Raw genomic sequence first — 21,305 nt, 5'->3', positions numbered from 1 at the left:
ATATGAATTTAAAATCATTTAAATTGGGTTTGTTTACTGGGGTTTTTGCCTTAGTTGCTTTTAGCGCGAATGCGCAACAACCAAAACAGGCTGAGCATAGCAACGCTAATGTGAGAATGGGGCAGAAAGCTCTTTTGGATGGTGATTTCAAGAATGCCGAGTCATACTTGACTAAAGCCCTCCCTCAAGAAGGGAAAGATCCGGACGTATTATATATGTTGGGATATTCTCAATTTCAAAATGGTGACTATAAAAAATCAGCTGAAACTTTTGGAAAAGTAGTTGCATTGAACGGTAAAAATGCAAATGCTTTATACTTCAAAGCGAAAGCAACAAACAATCTTGCTACTCAATCCACAAATAAGACATCTGTTGCTAACAAAGAGCAGTTGTTGAAAGTTGCTATTGAGGATTATTCAAAAGCAATTGCTATTACACCGACTGATTCGAAATTCTATCAAAATAGAGCGATAGCAAATCGTGATTTAGGTATCTTGATCGGAACGGAGGGTACGCCTAACTACAATAAGGCAATGGCAACTGACGCTTATAACAATGCAATCAAGGATTACGAAAAAGTGTTGAGCTTTGATGCATCGAAGAAAGATATTCAAACTGAAATCAAAAAAGCGAAAGTATATAGAGATAACTTGAAATAGTATCGCTATAAAAGTATACAAAAGGGAATGCCAACAGGCGTTCCCTTTTTTTTGTGCCTGTTGGAATCGCTGTGTTAGCAATGAGCTGCTTTTCATTTAAACGGGCTGATTTTAGCCGTTTTTGTTTTGATAAATTTCAAACGAAATCAGCGCTGAGACTGTTCTTTTCCTAAATCAAAATGAATATTATGGAAACGAATCGATTGTCAAAGGAAATGCAGCAAATTTTAATCAGTCAGATGACTAAAGAAGCTGAGGCTGCACAGATTTATTTGGCGTTGGGCATATGGGCAGATGATCAGGGTTATGGCGGGATCGCCAATTTCCTTTATAGACATGCGCAGGAAGAGCGTAATCACATGACTAAGATTATGGGGTATATACTTGAACGGGGTGGTCGTCCTAGGATACAAGCTATCGCAGAGCCGCCAGCTGACCCACAATCATTGACCGAATGCTTTAATCGCGTTTTTAAACACGAAGTAGATAATACTGAAGCGATCTATAACATCGTCAATTTGGCGATGGCGGAAAAGGACTGGGCAACATGGAACTTTGCGCAGTGGTTTGTTAAGGAGCAGATCGAGGAAGAGAAGTTAGCATTGGAATTAATTGATAAATTGAAAATCGCCGGTGGTGACCGGGCATCAGATGAATCCTTGTTTGCGTTGGATTCCTCCTTGGAAGCCATGCCCGACGAAGTGGCCTTGGCAAGGGAAGCAACAGCAGATGACCCCAAATAAGTATAAAATAGAAAAGCGGGATCTTCAAGATCCCGCTTTTCTATTTTTATTATGGACTAATTCTTACTCCGTTTCACGATCATTTATTATCACGATTAATTTACTTTATACGCAATGGCAGATATACACCGAAGGTGATGTTTCTACCCATATTGTAGACACCAAAGCTCGTGTCTTCCTGTGAAAGACGTCCTGGGCGCAATCGGCTCAACGCATCGTAATAACGTTTGTTGGTCAAGTTTGAAGCTGCTGCAAATACTTTCAGTTGCTGCGATCCGAGATGTAATGTCGTACCGATTCCTGCGTTTAATAAAGTATACGAGTTTGCTGGCGTTTCGAAGGTTTCATCAATGCGGCTCTGTTTGAAATAATTGTCCAGACCCACAGAAACGTAGAAAGCATTCAAACCGCTAATCTTGGGCTCAAGACGCAATGTATTGTGTACAACACCAGCTGGAATCAATGCCAAGGGTCTGTTAAAGGTATTGTTCTGTGCATGGGTATAGCTAAATGTATTATCCAGGTGTATCCAGTTTAACAAATGAAAATTCAGGCTTCCTTCGACACCGTAAAGATTGGCGTTTACCTGGCCATAGCGATATACGTCGTAGGTATGAGAATCGCCATCTTCACCCACAACGGTTTTCGTGTCGCCTTTTGTTGTTGAGGCATAGATAAAATTGTGGATATAGTTTTCATAGATTCCGATACTTCCTGTAACGATGCTATGGCCAAATTCGAGGGTTGCATCCGCTTGGTAGCTTCGTTCAGGTTTTAGGTTTTCATTTCCCACTTCATAGCGGTACGTTCCTTCGTGTACCCCGTTGGAACCTAATTCTGCCGGATTAGGCGCTCTAAAAGCCGAACCGGCATTCGCTTTGAAATTGAGGTCTTCGCTGAAAATATGGGTATATCCAAGCGCTCCGCTAACATTGCTGAAACTATTTTTAAAACCAGCGAACTGCTCTTCGTCTTCAATAAAGAGCTGCTTGCCTTTGTTATTGACGTAGTCATAGCGTAATCCAACGTTAAAGGTATTTTCGCCCCAGGTTTTCTTTGCATAGCCAAAAGCGCCCAATTCCAACTGATCATAGGCCGGAATTAAGAATTCAACGCCTTTATTTAAACTGTGTTCCTGTCTAGCACTAATGCCAAATACATGTTGCCAGCCATTTTTTTCACTTAAAGAATATTTTGCGTCAAGTGAATACGTATTCAGGTCAAAGAATAAGGAAGGTGTTGCTTCTTCAAGCTCCCGACGTTGATTTTTTTGATAGCCCAGATCAAGTTTTAAACTACCAGAACCGATGATAAAGTTATTGTTGAGAGCCAGTTTGTAATGGCGGATGTCCTGCTTGGGGAAGTCTAAGGTACGGCTTTTTGAGTTGATGTAAAGCGGGTCACCAGGTTCGGCATCGTAAAAGCCGATATTATTTTTTAGGTACGAAAAATTCAGATGAGAATAGCCCCATTGCTTGTTCAGCCCGAGCATACCACTGAAATTACTGTTGTTAAAACCACTATTGCCATATCGGCCTGCTGGCGTATTGTACGAATAGGCATTTTGATAAGAACCACGACCACGCCATACAAAGCCATTTTCATTGCCGGTAAGCATAACCGAACTATTGGTTAATCCGTTGTTGGTGGAGTAGCTGCTCAGTACTTCACCTTTAATTTGCCCTGCTGTAGGAACATTTGGTTCAAGCACATTGATTACACCGCCGATAGCATCAGATCCGTACATCAAAGAGGCTGCACCACGTAGGACCTCCACACGATCCGGTTGATTTTGGTCGATCTCTATACCATGTTCGTCACCCCATTGCTGTCCCATCTGTTTAACACCATCACTCACGGTGACGACTCGATTATAACCGAGTCCCCGTATAACAGGTTTTGAAATACCTTGTCCTGTTGTGATCTGGCTTAGCCCGGGAACTTGTCGTGCTAGTGCATCAATCAGGTTCGTTGCATTTCCCTGCAGTTCATCTTTGGAAATGACAGCTAATGAAGTACTATTGCGACGGCTCTGTGAGGTGACCAATGTACCCGTTACGACGACTTCATTGGTTTCAATAATACTTTCTGTTAGGGCGAAATCAAGGGAAAGATTTTCCGAAGTAAGATCAACGGCCTTGACAACGGACTGATATCCCAAGAAACGGACTTCAACCAAATAGCGTCCACTTGAAGGAAGTGATTTGAAGCTGTAGTGACCTTGCTGGTCTGATGCGGTGCTCGAACGAAGCTGCTGCAGCGCTATTGTAGCGCCAGCAATGGGAAGATTCGTTTTCGCATCCGTTATTTTACCGCTGATTGTTGCGGCGAGAGCTGGAAATATGGAGAAATAAGTGGCAAGCATAAAAATGCAGCCTATAATTTTAAGTTTCATCTGTACGAATAATTTTTACGTATATAACATCAAGCAAGACAGCAGCTCAATAACTCATCGTATGAATTCTTGAGACTGTCGAGTTCTAAAAACTTGTATGAAGTCGTTTGTCGCAATAATGAGAAGAGTATATGAATGACATTATTGGACTTATGTAAAAATTAAGCGATGGGGGGACCACGATTGCCAGAAAGCAGTGATCGAATAACTTGATCTCCGGTGATAAACAGTCCATATTCAATCTGCTGGGTCGGAAGTATTAATTCATGCAGCGTAAAATGGAAAAGAATTTGTGGGTGTGAGTTTTGATCACAAATGGAGCACTTGGGATGATCCGTGTGGTGTTTTTTTGCAGGACTGTCTACGATACTGAGTGTAGTTTGCGTATGCGCATGGGTATACACAATGAACTGACCAATTAAGAAGGTCAATAAGAGCATTAATGCTGCGAATTTGTTCAATGAGATACCTTTCACGCTAAAACCACTACGTTTAAACCCACGTTTTCTCTTGAGTTATTTTGTTAATCAGATCAAAGGTAAGGAAAATATAATACAAAGCAATTGTGTTGCATTTATTATTTTGAACCGATTATCGAAAAGATGTGATAGGGGATACCCGTCGGAACAAAAAAAAAAGTGTCTATCCAAAGATTAGATAGACACTTTGCATATGATCGATAAGGTTGTTTATTTTTTGGAAGGAATAAACTTGCCTTCAATTTCATATTGATTGGCATCCAAGCCTTGGACATCTTGAAATTTGACAATGCGATAAAGCGAGTCCGTATAATAGTCTAATTTTTCTTGACTATCGTATAAGGTATTTGTTATCTTTTTATCGATATGGATGTGTTTTACCTTTTCGTTGTTATCAAACTCGATGCGTAACTTTTGTATTTGTAGTTCTTTCTTTTTAGCTGTAAATTCTGTTACACAGTCTACAGCTTTAACTTCATACAGTGATGGATCGAAGTTTTTGCTGATGTCGGCAGCTTGAAAGGCGGAAAGTTCATTTTTCCAGTTGCTAATTTTCAGTTCCTTTTGTTCTTTTTCTCCATCTTTGTTGACAGATTTTAGAACCGAGGGGTTGAGTTGCTGCAGGCGATTGACCTCGGCAGTAAAGAATGAATCAACAGAAAATATGTCTGAAGATTTTTGAGGACCTTTTGTCGCGGATGGAGATCCACAGCTCCAAAAAAGCAGCGCACTGCCCATAACAAGGGAAAGTGCTCTGCCACTATTTATAAGTAAATTATTATTCTGATACCAATACATTTCCTGTCATTTCAACGGGGATATTGACGCCTAAAAGCTGTAAGACGGTTGGGGCAATATCACCTAATTTACCATCTGCTATTTTCTTATACTGATCGTCAATCAAGATACATGGAACCAAATTGGTTGTATGTGCCGTATTTGGCGATCCATCTTCATTGACCATAAACTCGGAGTTACCGTGGTCGGCCAAAATAATAAAGGAGTAACCATTTTTAAGGCCTGTCTCAACAACCGTTTTTGTACATTGATCAACAGTTTCCACTGCTTTTATAACAGCCTCAAAAACACCCGTGTGACCTACCATGTCAGGATTCGCAAAATTCAGGCAGATAAAATCAGGTTGAAGTGTTTCCATATCGTTGACGATAGCTTCAGTAATTCCTTGAGCAGACATCTCCGGTTGAAGATCGTAGGTCGCTACTTTTGGAGATGGAACCAACAGGCGGTTTTCACCTTCAAATTGCTGTTCACGACCTCCTGAAAAGAAAAATGTCACGTGCGGATATTTCTCTGTTTCGGCGATGCGCGTTTGCGTTTTATGATTTGCTTCCAACACTTCACCCAGGGTATTGGTCAAGTTATCTTTTTGGAAGACCACCCTGACATTTTGGAATGTTTCATCGTAAGATGTCATAGTCACATAATATAGATCCAAGGGTTGTAGATCATATTCTGGAAAAGCCTTTTGTGTTAAAGCGATGGTAATCTCGCGGCCACGATCTGTTCTGAAGTTATAACAGAAGACCACATCACCTTCTTGGATTGTTGCTACCGGAGTACCGTTGGCGTCAACCAATGCGATTGGTTTCACAAACTCATCGGTTACACCTTCGTCGTATGATTTTTGGATCGATGCAACAAGGTCATTGGATTTTTCACCTTCCGCTTTTACTAAAAGATCGTATGCTAATTTCACACGTTCCCATCTGTTGTCGCGGTCCATGGCATAATATCGGCCTATTGCAGAGGCAAAAGTGCCCGTTGTCGTTTTTAAATAGTCTTGTAGATCCCTGACATAGCCAATACCAGAGTTTGGATCTGTATCACGGCCATCTAAAAATGCATGTACAAATACCTGGTCACTTGTCAAGCCAGCATGTTTTGCAGCATCACATAAGCCTTTTAAGTGCTTTGTATGTGCGTGTACACCACCATCGGAAAGTAATCCGATTAAATGTACCTTTTTGTTATTTTCCAATGCATATTTAAATGCGTCTTGAATAATAGGATCCGTATTGAATACGCCATCGTTGACAGCTTTGTGAATACGACCCAATTCTTGATAGACGATTCTTCCGGCGCCAAGATTCATGTGACCAACCTCCGAGTTACCCATCTGTCCTGCAGGCAGTCCAACAGCTTCACCAGAAGCCTCTAAGCTCGAGTTTGGATAAGCTTCTAATAAATGATCTAAAAATGGGGTGTTTGCAGCTTCAACTGCATTTGATTTATCATGTTTTCCATATCCTAGTCCGTCTAGGATCATGAGTGCAACTTTTTTCTTATTCATCGTATAACAAAGATAATCTTAATTTTAGAATCTATCAACGCATCTTAAAAAGTTCCCTTGTTAATCCCTAATAATTTTATAGGTTTGTGGCATAGTTTATGTTCGGTTAAAAAACGGAGCTACCTAATGATTGATATGGATGATAGAAGCTGTTCTATAATATGTTGAGCTATATGAAATTTTTAAGCTATTGCGTATTTATACTTATTAATAGTCTTTTTGTACACACTGCGGCCTTCGGGCATTATTTAAGAGAAGTAAATACAGTGGTAAAGGTAGCTTTGCCAGGTGATGATGATTCTTTAGGAAGTATTTCAGAGGAACTGAAATCGTATTTGAAAGAAGGTAATGCAAAAAATATGGCCAAGTATTTCGGCTCAAACTTAACCTTATCTATTTTGGGGGAGAATGGCGTATACACAAAGTATCAGTCAGAAATCATGTTGGCGGCATTTTTTAATCAGCATAAACCCAAGACTGTTAAATTGACGCAAGCCAGCAATGCGAACAATGGCTATCAATATTTTACATTTACATTAGCTACAGAACAAACAAACTATCGTGTCTTTATTAAGATCGGCATAGGAAATAATAACCATTCGATTGAAGAGCTAAGAATCGGCAAAAATTAAAGCTAGCGATGCTTTTTTTATAAATCTATTTTTCGATTAAAAAATTATTCCACATCTTAGCCCAATAAATAGTATTTATGGAGAAGGAAATCAAGGACTATCTGGCCCATTTTGTAAAACAGGCTGTCGCGGAGGATTTGGGCGATGGAGATCATACCTCACTTTCTACGATTGAAACTGGCGCACAAGGTGAAGCCAAATTGATTGTTAAGGATAACGGTATTTTAGCAGGGGTCGAAGTGGCGCAGGCGATTATTGCCTATATTGACGATACGTTGACCTGCGAGGTGTTTATCCACGATGGAAGTCAGGTTAAAGTAGGTGATATTGCTTTTTATGTGAGGGGAAATATCCAAAGTATTTTGCTGGCAGAGCGTTTGGTGCTGAATGTCATGCAGCGTATGAGTGGCATTGCGACAACTACCCGAAAATACGTAGACCTTCTCAAAGGTACAGGTACGAAAGTTTTGGATACCCGGAAAACCACACCCTTATTGCGTGTATTGGAGAAAGAAGCCGTCCGCATAGGAGGTGGGACCAATCATCGTTTTGGTCTTTTTGATATGATTTTAATTAAGGACAATCATGTGGACTATAGTGGCGGTATTGTACCGGCTCTAAAGCGCGCAAATGATTACAGAAAGAACCTAAATAAACCAATAGAAATAGAAATTGAAGTCCGAAATTTTGCGGAGCTTGATGAAGTTCTTAACTTTGGCGAAGTGGACCGAATCATGTTAGATAATTTTTCGCCGCAGGATGTAGCCAAAGCTGTTCAGCTAATTGACCATCGATTCAAGACAGAGGCCTCTGGGGGAATAACTTTCGACACGATCCGATCGTATGCGGAGGCTGGGGTAGATTATATTTCAGTAGGTGCTTTGACACACAGTGTAAGGAGCCTGGATCTTAGTCTGAAGGCCAAATTAATATAAGAACTGATTTAATTAATGATATCGATTTATTTAGTAACTGCAGTATTACTAGCTTATTTGTTTGGTTCCATACCTACAGCAGTTTGGTTGGGACAGGCATTTTATGGGGTAGATGTTCGTGAGTACGGTAGCGGTAATGCTGGGGCGACTAACACCTTTCGCGTCTTGGGCCCTAAAGCGGGATCGATCGTGATGTTTGTAGATATATTTAAAGGCTGGACAGCAACAAACCTGGCTTATTTAATAGAACTGGGGCAAAATACCAGCGATGTCCAATTTGTCAACTTTCAGTTGGCACTTGGCGTTATTGCGGTATTAGGACATTTGTTTCCTGTATTTGCAGGGTTTAGAGGTGGAAAAGGGGTGGCAACCCTGTGTGGTATGATCCTCGCTATACATACACCTGCCGCTTTGGTCTGTGTTTCAGTGTTTATCATCATCCTGCTGACAACTCATTATGTTTCGCTCGGTTCCATTTCTGCAGGTTTTGCATTTCCTTTTAGTTTGGCCTTTATTTTTAAAACAACGATACCTTCTGTGCTGCTTTACGGAATAGCCATCTGTATTCTGTTGTTAATTACCCACCAAAAGAATATAGAGCGTTTGTTAAAGGGGCATGAATCCAAGATTTACCTCTTTAAGAAAAAGCCGAAGGAAAAAGAATAGGCACAATAATTGCATTCGCTACGATGGATTAATAAATTATTGTAAAATATCCATGTTGGATGCGCTGAAAAGCGATTATCTTTCGCTTCGAAACTCCATATGGCCCTTGAAATAAAATTTAAACTATGAACGGAATGTTTAAGTATTCAGCTATGGTATTAGCATGTGTAACACTGGCATCGGGGTTGTCGGGTTGTGCAACTTCTGCTGTTACCGGGAAAAAATATTTGAAATTGGTCAGTGCTGATCAAGTGAACCAACAAGCTGCATTGGCTTATAAAGATTTTTTATCGAAAAATAGCGCGAAAGTAGTAACCGGAACTGCAGATGCGGCGATGGTAAAACGTGTTGGTAACAAGCTTGCAACGGCGGTAAATCAGTATTTGCAGAGTACAGGTCGCGCAAATCAATTTAACTTCAATTGGGAGTTTAATCTGGTGAAGAGTGATGACGTGAATGCATGGTGTATGCCTGGGGGTAAAGTTGCGGTATATACCGGAATATTACCAGTAACACGTACAGAAGCGGGATTGGCAACAGTAATGGGACACGAGATAGCACACGCTATTGAAGAACACTCTGTGGCTCAGGCTTCGAATCAGATCGCTTTACAGCTGGGTGGACAAATTTTAGGTTCAGCTGCAGGCGTATCTGGAAACAGTACGCTTGGTGTTTTTAACAATCTTTATGGATTAGGAGGCAACTTGGCGCAACTGAAATTTTCGAGAAGCGACGAATCGGATGCGGATGCAGCGGGTTTGATTATTATGGCTTTGGCGGGTTACAATCCCAATGAAGCTGTAGATTTCTGGAAGCGTATGGCATCGGGTAGTCAAAAAGGGCAGCCTGAGTTTTTGAGTACCCACCCGAGTGATGAGCGACGGATTGCGGATATTCAGAAATTGATTCCAAACGCAATGAAATATTATAAAAAATAAACGATTGATAGGATACGAAAAGAGGAATTTGCGTGAGCAGATCCCTCTTTTTTTTGCATTATATTTTGATCAAGTTACACCCCGGCTAGCGCATCGCTAACGCCGAGCACTACACCGATAACCAATCCCATAAAATTAAAGGCTATGGTAATGATGACCATGATGCCAATAAATTTGTAATGTTTTTTTAACGCATCCAAGCAGAGCTCCAGCTGAATGGTGTCGCGGTTTTCAATAGCTTTTTTCGCTTTGGATCCGAAATTATAAAGGAAATAAATTGGAAGGCAGAAAAAAGCAAGAAATAAAAGATAAAGTACACCGAATGTGGATAAGGCCCCTGCTGTGACATATTCGTCGGCCCCGAGTGATAATGCACTGGCTCCGAAGATTAGGCTGACCATGGTTATGGCAGAAATGCCGATGAAAATAAAACAGACAATGGCCAAAAAATTGGCCCATTTGGCCGCTGAAGCCAAGAAGGAGAGTCCTGCCGGAGACAATTTAATGTCTGCAGGTTCTTGAAAAGAAGAATTTTGAATACCGTCTTCCATGAAGCATAAATTATTAGGTGTGCGAATTTCTGAAAAGTTCTTGGCTTTTGAAACATTTTTTATATAAACCATCAGGCCTATAGAATCGTTTAGATTTTTTTGGTCAGAATAAGTTACAGTGGCTCAAATTCGACAAGAAACTGAGTTGTTTAATAAAAGTCTCGATTGACAGGAAATTAGTTAAAAATTTTCAAAAAGTTAAATTCCGATTGGAAGAATGTTGTTACAAAAAAAAAATCCAGAATTGATGTGGAAAACTATTTTTGATCCGATAATTAGAATGTAAATGCTGGTTTAAAACATCTTACAACGTTTTTTGTCGTGATAAATTATAGGTTGATGTCTGATTTTTGGTGTGAATTTCATGAAATGGGTGTGGTTTAGTGTGTTAAGTTTATATTAAGTCCTTTGTAATTTGAAATCTCTTAGTAATTTTGCTTAACATTTTTTAACAAATCACATTATATGAAAAGATCTTTACTCTTTTTCGCTCTTGTTATGGCTAGTTATGGTGCTGTACAAGCTCAGGTTACGACAAGTAGCGTTACAGGTATTGTAAAAGAGTCAAACGGACAGTTCACATCGGGAGCAACAATTAAAGCTACGCATGTCCCATCAGGAACAGTTTATTCAAGCTCGGCTAATGCTGCAGGCAGGTTTAACCTTGCCAATATGCGTGTTGGTGGACCTTACAGAATTGAAGTAACCTATGTAGGACAACAACCTATCGTGTATGAAGATGTTTATTTGCAATTAGGTGAACCATTCGTAGTAAATCCTGTTTTCGGCGATTCAGCGACTAATCTTGAAGAAGTAGTTGTTACAAGAGCTGGAGTTTTAAAAGGAGAGCGAAATGGAGCATCTACCATTGTTGGGCGTCGTCAGATCGAAAATTTGCCTACAATTACTAGAAGTGTAAATGATTTAACCCGTTTAACTCCCCAATCTAACGGTACTGCTATTGGTGGGGGAAATTACCGTGCCAATAATTTCACTGTTGACGGAGCGAATTTCAATAACCAATTTGGTATTGGCCAAAATATTCCAGCAAATGGATCTCCAATTTCTATTGACGCGATAGAGCAGATCTCAGTGAATGTAACTCCTTTTGATGTTCGCCAATCAGGTTTTACAGGAGCGTCTATTAATGCTGTAACACGTTCTGGTCGTAACGATTTCTTTGGCTCAGCTTTTTATAGTGGTCGTTCTGATAAACAACAAGGAACTCGTGTAAATGATGTGGTGTTTACACCTAATGATCTAAGTGTAAAACAGTATGGTGTAAGTTTAGGTGGTCCAATTATTAAAAACAAGTTATTCTTCTTTGTGAATGTTGAACAATTGAAGCAAACTGAACCAGGGCCGACCAAAGTTGCTTCTGTAAAAGAATCTGACTATGGAACTACAAGTTATTTTGCAAGACCTACAGTTGCTTTTATGGATGAAGTGAGCAATTATTTGAAAAATACTTACGGTTATGATCCTGGTGCTTACCAAGGATATTCTTCGAAAAGTAATAATGATAAGATTTTTGCTCGTATCGACTGGAACATTGCTGATAATCACAAAATCAATTTTAGATACAACCAAGTTAAAGGGAAATCTCCTTCTAATTTGAGTTCTTCATTTAGTGGTTCTAATATTGATACAAAAGTGTATCCAATGAGTAGAACTGGAAATAATGCTTTAAGTTTTCAAAACTCGAATTATTTTCAAGAAACAAACTTATATTCCGCGACAGCCGAATATAATGGAAAGATTGGTAATTTGAATCATTCTGCCCGTCTATCTTATGTAAATCAAGATGAGCCGCGAAGTGTCTCTGGAGATATATTTCCTTTAGTTGACATACGTGATGGTATTGCTGGTACAGGTGGTAACGTACTTACCTCTTTTGGAACAGATCCGTTTACGTACGGAAACCTTCGCTCGGTCAAAACTTGGACTGCAAATTATGACGCTAACTATACCTTGAACGATCATTATTTTACTGGAGGTCTTCAGTTTGAGACATCTCGGACAGTAAATGGGTTTCAACGTTTCGGAGCAGGGTATTATATGTATAATTCTTGGCAAGACTTTATTGGGGGTAAACCTGCTGTAAATTATGCGTTGACTTATCCATTAACTGCAGATGGTTCGCAAGCTATGCCAAGCTTCAAGTTTAACCAGTGGTCACTTTATCTGCAAGATCAGTTTACCGTAAATGAAAAACTGAAATTAACGGGGGGAGTGCGTTTAGAACTTCCAACGTATCCAGATGTTTCAGAAATGAAAACTCACCCACTGTTGCAGAGCTTAGAATTTGCTAACGGACTTCATCTAAATACAGGTGCGATGCCTAAAACAAGAGTAATGGTATCTCCGCGTTTTGGATTTAATTATGATGTTAATGGTGATCGTTCATTTATTGTTCGTGGAGGTACAGGAGTATTTACTGGTCGAATTCCTTTTGTTTGGATCGTTGCTCAATCAGGAGATTCCGGTATGCTTCAATATACAAAGACTTATGCTGCTGGCGATGCAAATATGCCATCATTTAGCCCAGATATTAAAGCAAACTACCCTGCCACGCCTGATGCAGCAGGAACTTCATTGCCCGGAAATATGTCAGCGATGGATGTTAACCTTAAATTTCCTTCAACTTGGAAATCAAGTGTAGCTGTTGATTACAAGTTACCTTGGGGAGTAGTGGGTACAGTAGAGGCTATCTATAATAAAGATATTAATGCTGTAGTTGCAAAAAATGTAAACTTGGTTGATCCGACGGCAATGAATATCGCTGGATATGGAGATACTAGATTTATTTTCCCGAATGCAAACGCAGATAAATACCTATATACAATTGACTCAAAAGGACAACCTGTTAAAGGATCTACAGGACAATTTATTCCAACGTACATGACCAATGCGAAAGGTGGACATTATTATTCGGTAACTGCTCAATTGCAAAAAGGCTTCGATAAAGGATTTTCCGGAATGGTTGCATACACTTATAGTGGAGCTAAAAATTACGGTGATGGAGCTGGAGATCAAATTCAAAACCTATGGTCTATTCCTCTTCAAGCAAACGGTAACTCCAATAATCCCGAACTGGGATATACTACCAATATTGTTCCTCATCGTTTAATGGGATCTGTGACTTACACCAACAATTGGATTGGTAAATTGAACACTTCGATGACATTATTCTATAGTGGAAGCTCAATGGGTAGATTCTCTTACTATTATGGTTCTGATTTTAATCGTGATGGTCAAAATAATGACTTAATCTACATCCCGAAAGATGCTTCAGAATTGAAATTTATTGATATAGCGGCTGGTAACAGTAACTATGGTAAGAAAGCCTACACTGCGCAGGAGCAATCCGACATATTTTGGAGCTTAGTGGATGGCGATAAGTACCTTAGCGAGCACAAAGGAAAGTATGTTGAACGTAATGGCGCTGTTGCACCATGGAGACACCAGTTTGACTTCCATTTGTCACAAGAAGTATTTAGAGGAATTGGCGGCGGAAATAATTCGTTAGAATTCTTTTGGGATGTGATGAATATTGGTAACTTGTTTAATTCTTCTTGGGGTACTTATAAAATTAATAACAATATTTTATTGACTCCAAAAAATATTGATAAAGTAGCAGCAAATGGCACTACAGTTCCAACATTTAACTTGGGCTATGCAAATGGCGATGTCATAAAAGAGTTGAATCGACCGAACGAATCGATCTCTTCAACTTATTATATGCAGTTTGGTGTTAAATTTAAATTTAACTAAGAATAATATATAGTAAATTAATCGACGACACCCCAAAAGCTTGATGATAGCTTTTGGGGTGTTTTTTTTCGATTGCAAAAAGTGCTCGAATTAGGGGGGTATTGCAAATTAAAACTTAAACAAATATTATCAGTCCATTAGAACTAAAAAGTTCTTTGACAATGTTTAGAAATTGCTTATACTATAATTTACAACGGAGGTTTTGATTTATATTATCAAGAGCAACTTTAACAAAGTTTTGTTTTGTCGCAAATAAAGTTCTTTTACGATCACTCTAATTTTCGATCTTTCCGATTATTTGATCAAATGTGTTATAGCAAGGTTCAGTTCGCTGATACTTTTAAAAGTCTCATTTCGAAGTGGCGCATATATCCGTTGATAAGTTATTTTAACAGCACCTTCCACTGATGCCTTATCCCGGGGTTTTGCAGGACGTGTGGCAAGGAGTGCGATGTTATTATGATTGGCCCATTGCTCCAGCATATCGGCGAACTTTGGTTCGTAACGATTACTGCGCACGACCCATTGTTTCATGTTGTCCGACTTTACCGATAAGGGTACGCCTCCAAAATACCCAAGTGCATTGTTAAGCGCCCGCAATACCTATGGCAAAGACGCATTAATGAGCGCCTCCACATAACTATAACCACTAAAAGGCAATACGGCGACAAGAACTGGACAGGCTATCAGCTCACCACTGTCGGTATCCAAATAATGCAGCATATCACCGGCAAAGTCCACCTGCAGCAGCCTCCCAGGCTCATGTCCAAAACGCATGGTGGCTCCCTGTTTGCGGATATGTTCCTGAAGAAGCTCACAGAATCTGGAATAACCAAACCCATCGGGGTATTCATTAATATATTCCTGCCATAACAGCTGACGCGTAACTCCCACACGACGGAGTTCAGAAAATAAATAGGAAAACTGTGATTCAAGATGTATCCGACGGGGGTCTTTTTCTATCTGTTCCGCTTTGCCCGCATTAAGATAAGCCTCCAGCTCGACATCGGAAAAAAAGAGCAGTTCCGCAATACTGAATCCGCTGTCGGCGAACCGCTGCAAATAACTTGCGATGGTACGTCTATTGATACCGGTCTCCCTTTCGATGGAACGCTGGGAAAAGCCACGTTCCAAAAACAGCAATATCTGTCTTATCTTCTGCATATTTAGAGGTCTGTTTGCCATATCGTTAGGTCAAATACAGGCCTAACTTAGCAATCTTTTTTTTCTTAAATATCTAGTGGTGTAGTTTGCCGCGGAANNGTAGTATGGTGCGGAATATGCACCCTAGCGAAGAATGTGGACTTACAGTATTATACATCTATGCCGAGGCACTAGCGTATTTTCTGATCGCAGTTAGGTTTTAAAACATGTAACTGTCCAATACATCCTGTCTGAAAGTTCTATTGAATCTTTCGATAAGACTATTTTTAGTCGTTTTCCCTGGTTGGATGAAGTGCCATTCAATGCCATTTTGAGAACACCAACCCTGTAATACCTCCGCTAGAAATTCAGGGCCGTTCTCCGATCGTATGCATTCCGGTTTTCCTCGCCATTCTACAAGTTTTTCTAGTGTTATAATTTTGCAATTTAAATATAGCAATGTCTCTATATCAAAGCACCGCCATTTTTAATCGTTTAGCACGCAAGTGATAGTCAATATAAATAAGTGGATGCATTCTATTTTATAAGTGTTCGATAGAAGTTGTGATTTGTAGTTTAACGATAGTATTTAATTTTTTAGATAAAAAGTTGTATAAAAACTTCATTCCAATTAACATAATTCCATTCAATTGATGACTTTACATTATTTATACACCATTTTTTTAATTCATCTAAATCTACTTCCCCCGGATCTCTTTTCCATTTACAAATTGTTGATTCTAAGAAATGAAGTTGATGCCCATTAACGATCAACCATTCTATTATTTTTTCTGTTTCATCTTTGTTAAGCTGTAGATCGATACTCTTTGCAAGATGTTTATAGTTAGAGAAGTCTGAGAAATTAAATTTTGTAGAGTAAAGTATTTCAGTAAGTGTTTTGATGTCGGATATGAAGATTTGCCCCGAAGTGTAATCGAAGTATTCTTTATTTAACCAAGGATGAAGTTCGAAAAATCTCTTACTACCATTGTTATACAGTTCTTTATCATCTATTATTATTTTATTCGGATTAAATACCCAATCCTTTTTTAGATCCAAAGAGAGGAACAGGGATTTAGTTGAACTTCGCCTTTTTGAAGTTAGTAAGATATCCTTCCATATTAGAACATCGCCATATTTGTTAGAAGTTTTATTATTATCCTCAAATCCTGGAGGGATAAGATTTCTAATTCGAAATTCGAAATCGGATATATTAGCCATTAATTCATCTAATTTTGTATCACTTTTACTTTTGTTAATGAGTCTTTCTATATACTTTTGTCTATCCTCAAGCTTGAAGTTACTTTTTTCTGTGAGGACTTTTATTTTTGATCCTAATGAGTTGATCTCATTCATCATTTGATCAATGAAATCTTTCTTGTTTACATAACCATTTTTCTTTGAAGTTTGATTATCAATTACCAATCTTGCTGTATCAACTAAGAATTTTAGGTTGTTTTCTAGTTCTTTTAAACGCTTTTTATAGGGAGAAAAAACTAACTCTGAATTTGTACTTATTAGGCTATTATATTCTTGGATCACCCAGATAGGAGTTACTAAAGAATTACAAGAGATTAAAGAATTGAACCATTTAGTCAATTCAAGGAACGAATCTTGATCTAGGCGAAGTGTCCAAATGAGAATATTTGTGTCAATGAAGACTAATTCATGACCAGTGTTGCGCTCAATAATTATATCAGCTAAATTACGAAAGTATTGATCTACGTCTGAAACTTGTGAAATCACTTTCATTCCAAGATATTGTTTGCGTATTGTTTCGATTTTAAATAGATGTCAACATTTTTAGGTAATGAACCTGATAGTTTTAAACCTATTTCTCCATAAGTAGCTTCTTCTACATCGAGGCCATCCAATTGTATTGAGATAATTTTATGTTGGTAGAATTTTTCATTCTTCAAGGTGACTATATAATCCCCTTTTTTAACTGTCGTATTATCTTGTAATTCGATTATACCAATTGTGTTTTCTTTATAGTATTCTTTAGGTTTATTAAGTTGGATCCAGGAATCTGGAATAAAGTCAATGTATCCTGTTTTTTCAAATTCAAGTCTTGCCTCTTCTTTGGAAATGATTCCATCTTCAATCGCAAAGTATAGATTGAAGAGTTGCCATGTTGTTATTAAACCTCTAGCGTCGTATTCTGCGTCGCTTATTTGATGCGAGGTAAAAGGTGGGTTTTGTCTTTTTCCAGCAGGAAGGTGCCTTTGATGATTAACAATGTAATGTGCCATAACATCAAATTTTTTTCTTTGTAATTGACGTCTTGCTTTTATTTTGCCAATTTGGGAGCATTCATCATCTTTAGACGTTCCACCTATGCCTTTAGTTTCTATTATAATTATCCCATTCTCATTTTCAATTAACACATCTTCTTCTTTTAGTTTGCGTCCTTCTATGGTATCTGCGTCCGTGACATTAGAGAAACCTAACCATTTTAAAAATACGACTAAAGCATGAACTAACTTATCATCAGTTCCAGTAATGAGGTCTTGTAAGAAGGTGTATTTCGACTGATTATTAAGGATCTCATGATCCTTGTCATCAAGAGCTTTTTCAAACTTTTCCTTTAGTAATTTCCTTTCTTTTAGTAGTCTTTCTTGATTAGGCAAAGAGTATCTACTTTCATTCAGCCAGTTGTTTTTTACAATTCCCGGAAATAAGTTAGGAAGATAGCTTGGGGCTATTTGTGTAATAAACTCTTCTAAAAAGGCCCCTTTATTCTCTATATCAGGAAAAATAAATACTCCAGAATCACCTTGAATATGATAATAACTTACTAATTCCCCCTTGGTAGTATGTACAAGAGGTACATAGGCGGGATCAAGTATATATTGGTCTTCAACATATATTTTTGGAGATTTAAATGTAGCATGATAGGTAATTGTGTCATTATATTTAGAAAGAAATCTATGCATAACTTTATCGGAAGTGGAGATTTGAACTCTTCTCCCTGTCTGGCTTTTAATCTCAGGGATATCATCTATAAAGCTGTATAGATCATGTTGTACTTTCGGCAGATTGTTAAAGTGATAAGTGATGTTTTTAGGCTCTCCACAGAAGCATATAATTAAAAAACCGTTATTTAAGTTGTTTTTAAGTTTAGTTGCTAGCATCATTAACGAAAATGCACGAGGATCAAAAATGTTTTGAGGATAATGACAAACTATATGAAGATCAGACGTGGAATCAATTACCTTTCTTTGATGGTCTGAAAAATTGTAAGCGACAGTCTCAGTGTTAATCAAATCTAATATTGCAATTTCATATTCATGGAAATTGCTTGGGTATTTTAAATTAGGAAGACATTGTACAGTATTGTTATACATGCCGTATTCTAAATTAGTAATTTGCCCAAGACTACCATTAAAAATATCTATATTTTTATTCTTCAGGAAATCTATGGTATCCTTATCTAAACTGAAACCACAAATTTGTGTTTCGCTTAATTGATCTAGGCTCATCTTTTTATAACTGTTTTAACGTTTGTTTACCTATGGGATGTTCTATTTACTACTCACAAACCGTAGCTCATCTGAAGATATCTCCAAATGTCGACCATGCTGCTGTGTCCGCATTGATGTTCGCTTTGGTATTGTTATAATAATCTTGAATATCCTCTGAGTATGTGGCTAAGGCTCCCCTTGGGTTCAGAGTGTGGAGTTGCCCCTTGCTATCTAAGGGCTAACCACTCATTTCCGAGAAAGCTTCGTTCTACATAAACTTAAAGAATTATAAGAAGAACGATTTTAAACCCTAGTACCACTACCCAAAGCCACCTTAAAAAGGGGCCTCTTTACTATTAACGCAAACTTTTATATAAGAACGTCGTCGCTGCGCCCGAATAAATAATGCCATTATAGATAGCAAAGGTTGATAGGCAATGCACGTTTGCAAACGCAAATGACTCCTAAATCGCCCGTCCATCCCCAAAGGACGATTTTCACCCTTATGTTTTCTGCTTTACCTATCTCCCAAAACAAAATATGCGTATTCGATTGTCTAATTGTATGGTTCAGTAAAGGCATTTTAATTCGGCGCACAGCAAAAATATCAAAATTATATACCTTACAGTTTTGCTCAAAAATTATTTCTATAAAGCTAATAAACTAGTTTATTAAAAACAATATGGTGAGACATTATTGAGAAATTATCTGTAAAATGGTTGTAAATGCTGAGACGAATTTCTTTTTTAGATTTCCTGCCGCTTTCTCCGCATTAATAAGTACTTGAAGTGAATGTAAATCCTAAATGCTTTGGATTGTGTTCGGATCTTCTCCGGGAGGTTAGCGCAACAGATCAACAATTACGCTGGTAATGACCAGGCCTTGACCAGATAATTCTTGATCGGAGTCTGGCAAAGGTCAGGTCAGCATCTGGCTCTTATCTGTTAGTAGTCCGAACATGGGGCGAATTTGGTACGAACATATCATCTTGTTTTATGGTTTAAAAATAATAAACGAGCATCAAGAATAAAAAAAATGCTTGAAAGACTTTGTTAAAAAAAGCAATGGCTTTTTCGGCATTCTGACAATTGCATCTTCTTAAGATTGTGGAAAGATTATGTGAGTAAAACTTTAAGTGTTTAAACATCTTCCTTATACAACAACCACTTCTCAGCTGTTTTGGGAAGCTTCCTATGTGGTAGTAATTTAGGCTTCTTGCGTTTATTGCATAGCTTCGTAATAGCGCGCGAGACCAAGATAGGTCGAAAAGAGTTAGGAAGTTGTATTTCTCCGGATCCTGCTTTGGCTAATAAATCTTGGTAAAGTTTATAACCAGTAACGCCCTCTTTAAAATACCCATCCTTTAGGTAATCTTCTAGTATGCTTAATACCAAAGCCTGATCCTCTGCAAAGACATCATAATCTGGATCTACTGGAATGGAATAGGGCTCGATCACGGTTGACTTTTTGTTAAAGCTACCCGTTCCTTTAAATTTAATGTTTTTCTTACCGGTATTCTTCTTTTCTATTTCTGTTTTCGTGGCATATATCTTAATGGTAGCCTCCTCAAATGAGTCCTTGAAAAACATTTCCTTAGGTACTTTTTCCAAAACCCTTGCATAGAAATTAGTGTGATTGATATCATAAGCAGAATCAGTCGTGAGATCCTCATTATCTTCTACCTCCTTGACGTCCTTGCCAATCAAAAATGCAAATTCCTCCTGTGTGTAGCCTTTGGCTTCACGATTCATTCGAACTGTGGTGTTGAGCTCGTACGAAAGTGTGGGTATGGTAATGGGCATATAACGAGTGATACAAATTCAAATTTAGGAAATAAAGGGTAAAAGACTTAATCTTCTTTCAATTCCATGTTGCGGACAAAGCGGATCAGTTTGCCTTTCTTGTCGTCAGAGCCATTCGATTGAATTTTTAGTATTTTTCCCTCTATGTATAAATTTTCTAAAGATGACGAAATATCTGAATCTGCTTTTTTGTCTTCTTCGGATAAAAAAGAGTTATAATAAGAGGTGATTTCAGCACGTAGACGCGGGGTATCAAAATAGCCATCCTGTATAAGTGAATTAAGTGCAGCTTTAATGCTCATCTTTTTCAGAATGGGCATTCTAGTTTTTTCTATTAGTTGGTCATCATCTAGCAATTCATCAGGTAAAATATCCTGCATAGTTAATCCGAAATGGTTTAAAGCTTTTTTCGTAAGCTCAGGAGAGTATTTCTCATTATTGTATTCACTTTCAATACCGCCAACTCTTGTAGAGTTTGTTTCGTCTGTAATAATCCGAGAAAACTCTCTTCCTGAAATTTCTTCTTCAAGGTAGAGAACTCTAAATGTGTCTATAATGTGTTGAGCAAACGCTGTAATTTTCCCTTTTGGTTTCATTACAGCTAATACCGTTAAAATTTATAAAATCAAATGTTATGTTAAATTTGCATTTTATTAAAAAAGTACTTATATTTGTTTAATTATTAGAAGATTGAAAATCTTCAATGGTGTTTAAATCAAAGAGTCTTGTGCCTGTATTTTCTGACGCCACACCGCAAGACAGCAGATTAAACACCCATGTCTATACTTTTATGTTATATTTGCATAACAGATA

20 protein-coding genes are annotated in these 21,305 nt (G+C 38.2%); 7 read left to right on the top strand and 13 right to left on the bottom strand.

The window, feature by feature from the left end:
• The first annotated feature begins 2 nt into the window (after positions 1–2).
• Positions 3–659: a tetratricopeptide repeat protein gene (locus B2O97_RS22815; RefSeq protein WP_075993900.1), complete on the top strand. Its 657-nt coding sequence runs from the start codon at positions 3–5 to the stop codon at positions 657–659.
• Positions 660–847: 188 nt separating this feature from the next.
• Positions 848–1,402: a ferritin gene (locus B2O97_RS22810; protein ID WP_286768245.1), complete on the top strand. Its 555-nt coding sequence runs from the start codon at positions 848–850 to the stop codon at positions 1,400–1,402.
• A gap of 100 nt (positions 1,403–1,502) precedes the next feature.
• Here B2O97_RS22810 and B2O97_RS22805 read toward each other — a convergent pair whose 3' ends face one another.
• The 4 genes from B2O97_RS22805 to gpmI form a co-directional block, all read right to left on the bottom strand.
• Positions 1,503–3,797 carry a TonB-dependent receptor gene (locus B2O97_RS22805; RefSeq protein ID WP_286768244.1) on the bottom strand — a complete coding sequence of 765 codons (2,295 nt, stop codon included), beginning with the start codon at positions 3,795–3,797 and terminating at the stop codon, positions 1,503–1,505.
• Positions 3,798–3,958: 161 nt separating this feature from the next.
• Entirely contained in the window at positions 3,959–4,258 is a 300-nt protein-coding gene (locus B2O97_RS22800) for a hypothetical protein (protein WP_146753134.1), read from the bottom strand.
• Between the two features lie 228 nt (positions 4,259–4,486).
• The gene (locus tag B2O97_RS22795) at positions 4,487–5,074 is read right to left on the bottom strand and encodes a hypothetical protein (protein ID WP_115047437.1); all 588 of its coding nucleotides are present in this window, start codon (positions 5,072–5,074) and stop codon (positions 4,487–4,489) included.
• The gene (gpmI, locus tag B2O97_RS22790; RefSeq protein WP_112375774.1) at positions 5,055–6,587 is read right to left on the bottom strand and encodes a 2,3-bisphosphoglycerate-independent phosphoglycerate mutase; all 1,533 of its coding nucleotides are present in this window, start codon (positions 6,585–6,587) and stop codon (positions 5,055–5,057) included. Before gpmI ends, B2O97_RS22795 begins: the two co-directional genes overlap by 20 nt.
• Before the next feature lie 173 nt (positions 6,588–6,760).
• Between gpmI and B2O97_RS22785 the strand changes: the two genes are divergently transcribed.
• The 4 genes from B2O97_RS22785 to B2O97_RS22770 all read left to right on the top strand — a co-directional run bounded on the left by B2O97_RS22785 (position 6,761) and on the right by B2O97_RS22770 (position 9,758).
• Entirely contained in the window at positions 6,761–7,219 is a 459-nt protein-coding gene (locus tag B2O97_RS22785; protein ID WP_286768243.1) for a DUF4783 domain-containing protein, read from the top strand.
• 77 nt (positions 7,220–7,296) lie between these two features.
• Complete coding sequence (nadC, locus tag B2O97_RS22780; protein ID WP_112375776.1) at positions 7,297–8,154, top strand: carboxylating nicotinate-nucleotide diphosphorylase; 858 nt, start codon at positions 7,297–7,299, stop codon at positions 8,152–8,154.
• A gap of 15 nt (positions 8,155–8,169) precedes the next feature.
• Positions 8,170–8,820 (top strand): glycerol-3-phosphate 1-O-acyltransferase PlsY, encoded by a 651-nt coding sequence (gene plsY / locus B2O97_RS22775; protein WP_075993893.1) that lies wholly within the window; start codon positions 8,170–8,172, stop codon positions 8,818–8,820.
• A gap of 134 nt (positions 8,821–8,954) precedes the next feature.
• On the top strand, positions 8,955–9,758 hold the full coding sequence (locus B2O97_RS22770; RefSeq protein WP_313240352.1) for a M48 family metallopeptidase: 804 nt from the start codon (positions 8,955–8,957) through the stop codon (positions 9,756–9,758).
• A gap of 74 nt (positions 9,759–9,832) precedes the next feature.
• On the opposite strand, the gene B2O97_RS22765 is transcribed toward B2O97_RS22770, so the two are convergent.
• Entirely contained in the window at positions 9,833–10,309 is a 477-nt protein-coding gene (locus B2O97_RS22765) for a hypothetical protein (RefSeq protein WP_070563649.1), read from the bottom strand.
• A 465-nt stretch (positions 10,310–10,774) separates the two neighbouring features.
• Between B2O97_RS22765 and B2O97_RS22760 the strand changes: the two genes are divergently transcribed.
• The gene (locus B2O97_RS22760; RefSeq protein ID WP_286768242.1) at positions 10,775–14,083 is read left to right on the top strand and encodes a TonB-dependent receptor; all 3,309 of its coding nucleotides are present in this window, start codon (positions 10,775–10,777) and stop codon (positions 14,081–14,083) included.
• 294 nt (positions 14,084–14,377) lie between these two features.
• Here the strand turns inward: B2O97_RS22760 and B2O97_RS22755 are convergent, their stop codons facing one another.
• From B2O97_RS22755 to B2O97_RS22730, 8 genes are all read right to left on the bottom strand, one after another.
• A complete protein-coding gene (locus tag B2O97_RS22755) occupies positions 14,378–14,617 on the bottom strand; it encodes a hypothetical protein (protein ID WP_286768241.1) in 240 nt (79 codons plus the stop codon).
• Between the two features lie 69 nt (positions 14,618–14,686).
• Positions 14,687–15,247, bottom strand: a complete 561-nt coding sequence (locus B2O97_RS22750) for a hypothetical protein (protein WP_286768240.1) — start codon at positions 15,245–15,247, stop codon at positions 14,687–14,689.
• A 199-nt stretch (positions 15,248–15,446) separates the two neighbouring features.
• The gene (locus tag B2O97_RS25285; protein ID WP_369012013.1) at positions 15,447–15,686 is read right to left on the bottom strand and encodes an integrase core domain-containing protein; all 240 of its coding nucleotides are present in this window, start codon (positions 15,684–15,686) and stop codon (positions 15,447–15,449) included.
• Between the two features lie 137 nt (positions 15,687–15,823).
• Positions 15,824–16,978 (bottom strand): PIN-like domain-containing protein, encoded by a 1,155-nt coding sequence (locus B2O97_RS22745; RefSeq protein WP_286768239.1) that lies wholly within the window; start codon positions 16,976–16,978, stop codon positions 15,824–15,826.
• Positions 16,975–18,708, bottom strand: a complete 1,734-nt coding sequence (locus B2O97_RS22740) for a hypothetical protein (protein WP_286768238.1) — start codon at positions 18,706–18,708, stop codon at positions 16,975–16,977. The genes B2O97_RS22745 and B2O97_RS22740 overlap by 4 nt, the downstream gene beginning before the upstream one ends.
• Before the next feature lie 67 nt (positions 18,709–18,775).
• Complete coding sequence (locus tag B2O97_RS25305) at positions 18,776–18,898, bottom strand: DUF7660 family protein (protein ID WP_422663591.1); 123 nt, start codon at positions 18,896–18,898, stop codon at positions 18,776–18,778.
• Positions 18,899–19,829: 931 nt separating this feature from the next.
• Entirely contained in the window at positions 19,830–20,492 is a 663-nt protein-coding gene (locus B2O97_RS22735) for a hypothetical protein (RefSeq protein WP_286768237.1), read from the bottom strand.
• Between the two features lie 47 nt (positions 20,493–20,539).
• Positions 20,540–21,088 carry a hypothetical protein gene (locus B2O97_RS22730; protein ID WP_286768236.1) on the bottom strand — a complete coding sequence of 183 codons (549 nt, stop codon included), beginning with the start codon at positions 21,086–21,088 and terminating at the stop codon, positions 20,540–20,542.
• Positions 21,089–21,305: the final 217 nt, after the last annotated feature.

The organism is Sphingobacterium sp. UBA865 (assembly GCF_002295765.1).
GTDB classification, from domain to species: domain Bacteria; phylum Bacteroidota; class Bacteroidia; order Sphingobacteriales; family Sphingobacteriaceae; genus Sphingobacterium; species Sphingobacterium multivorum.
The sequence above is the reverse complement of the archived record's forward strand: the minus strand, read 5'-3'. Positions and strand labels throughout refer to the sequence as shown.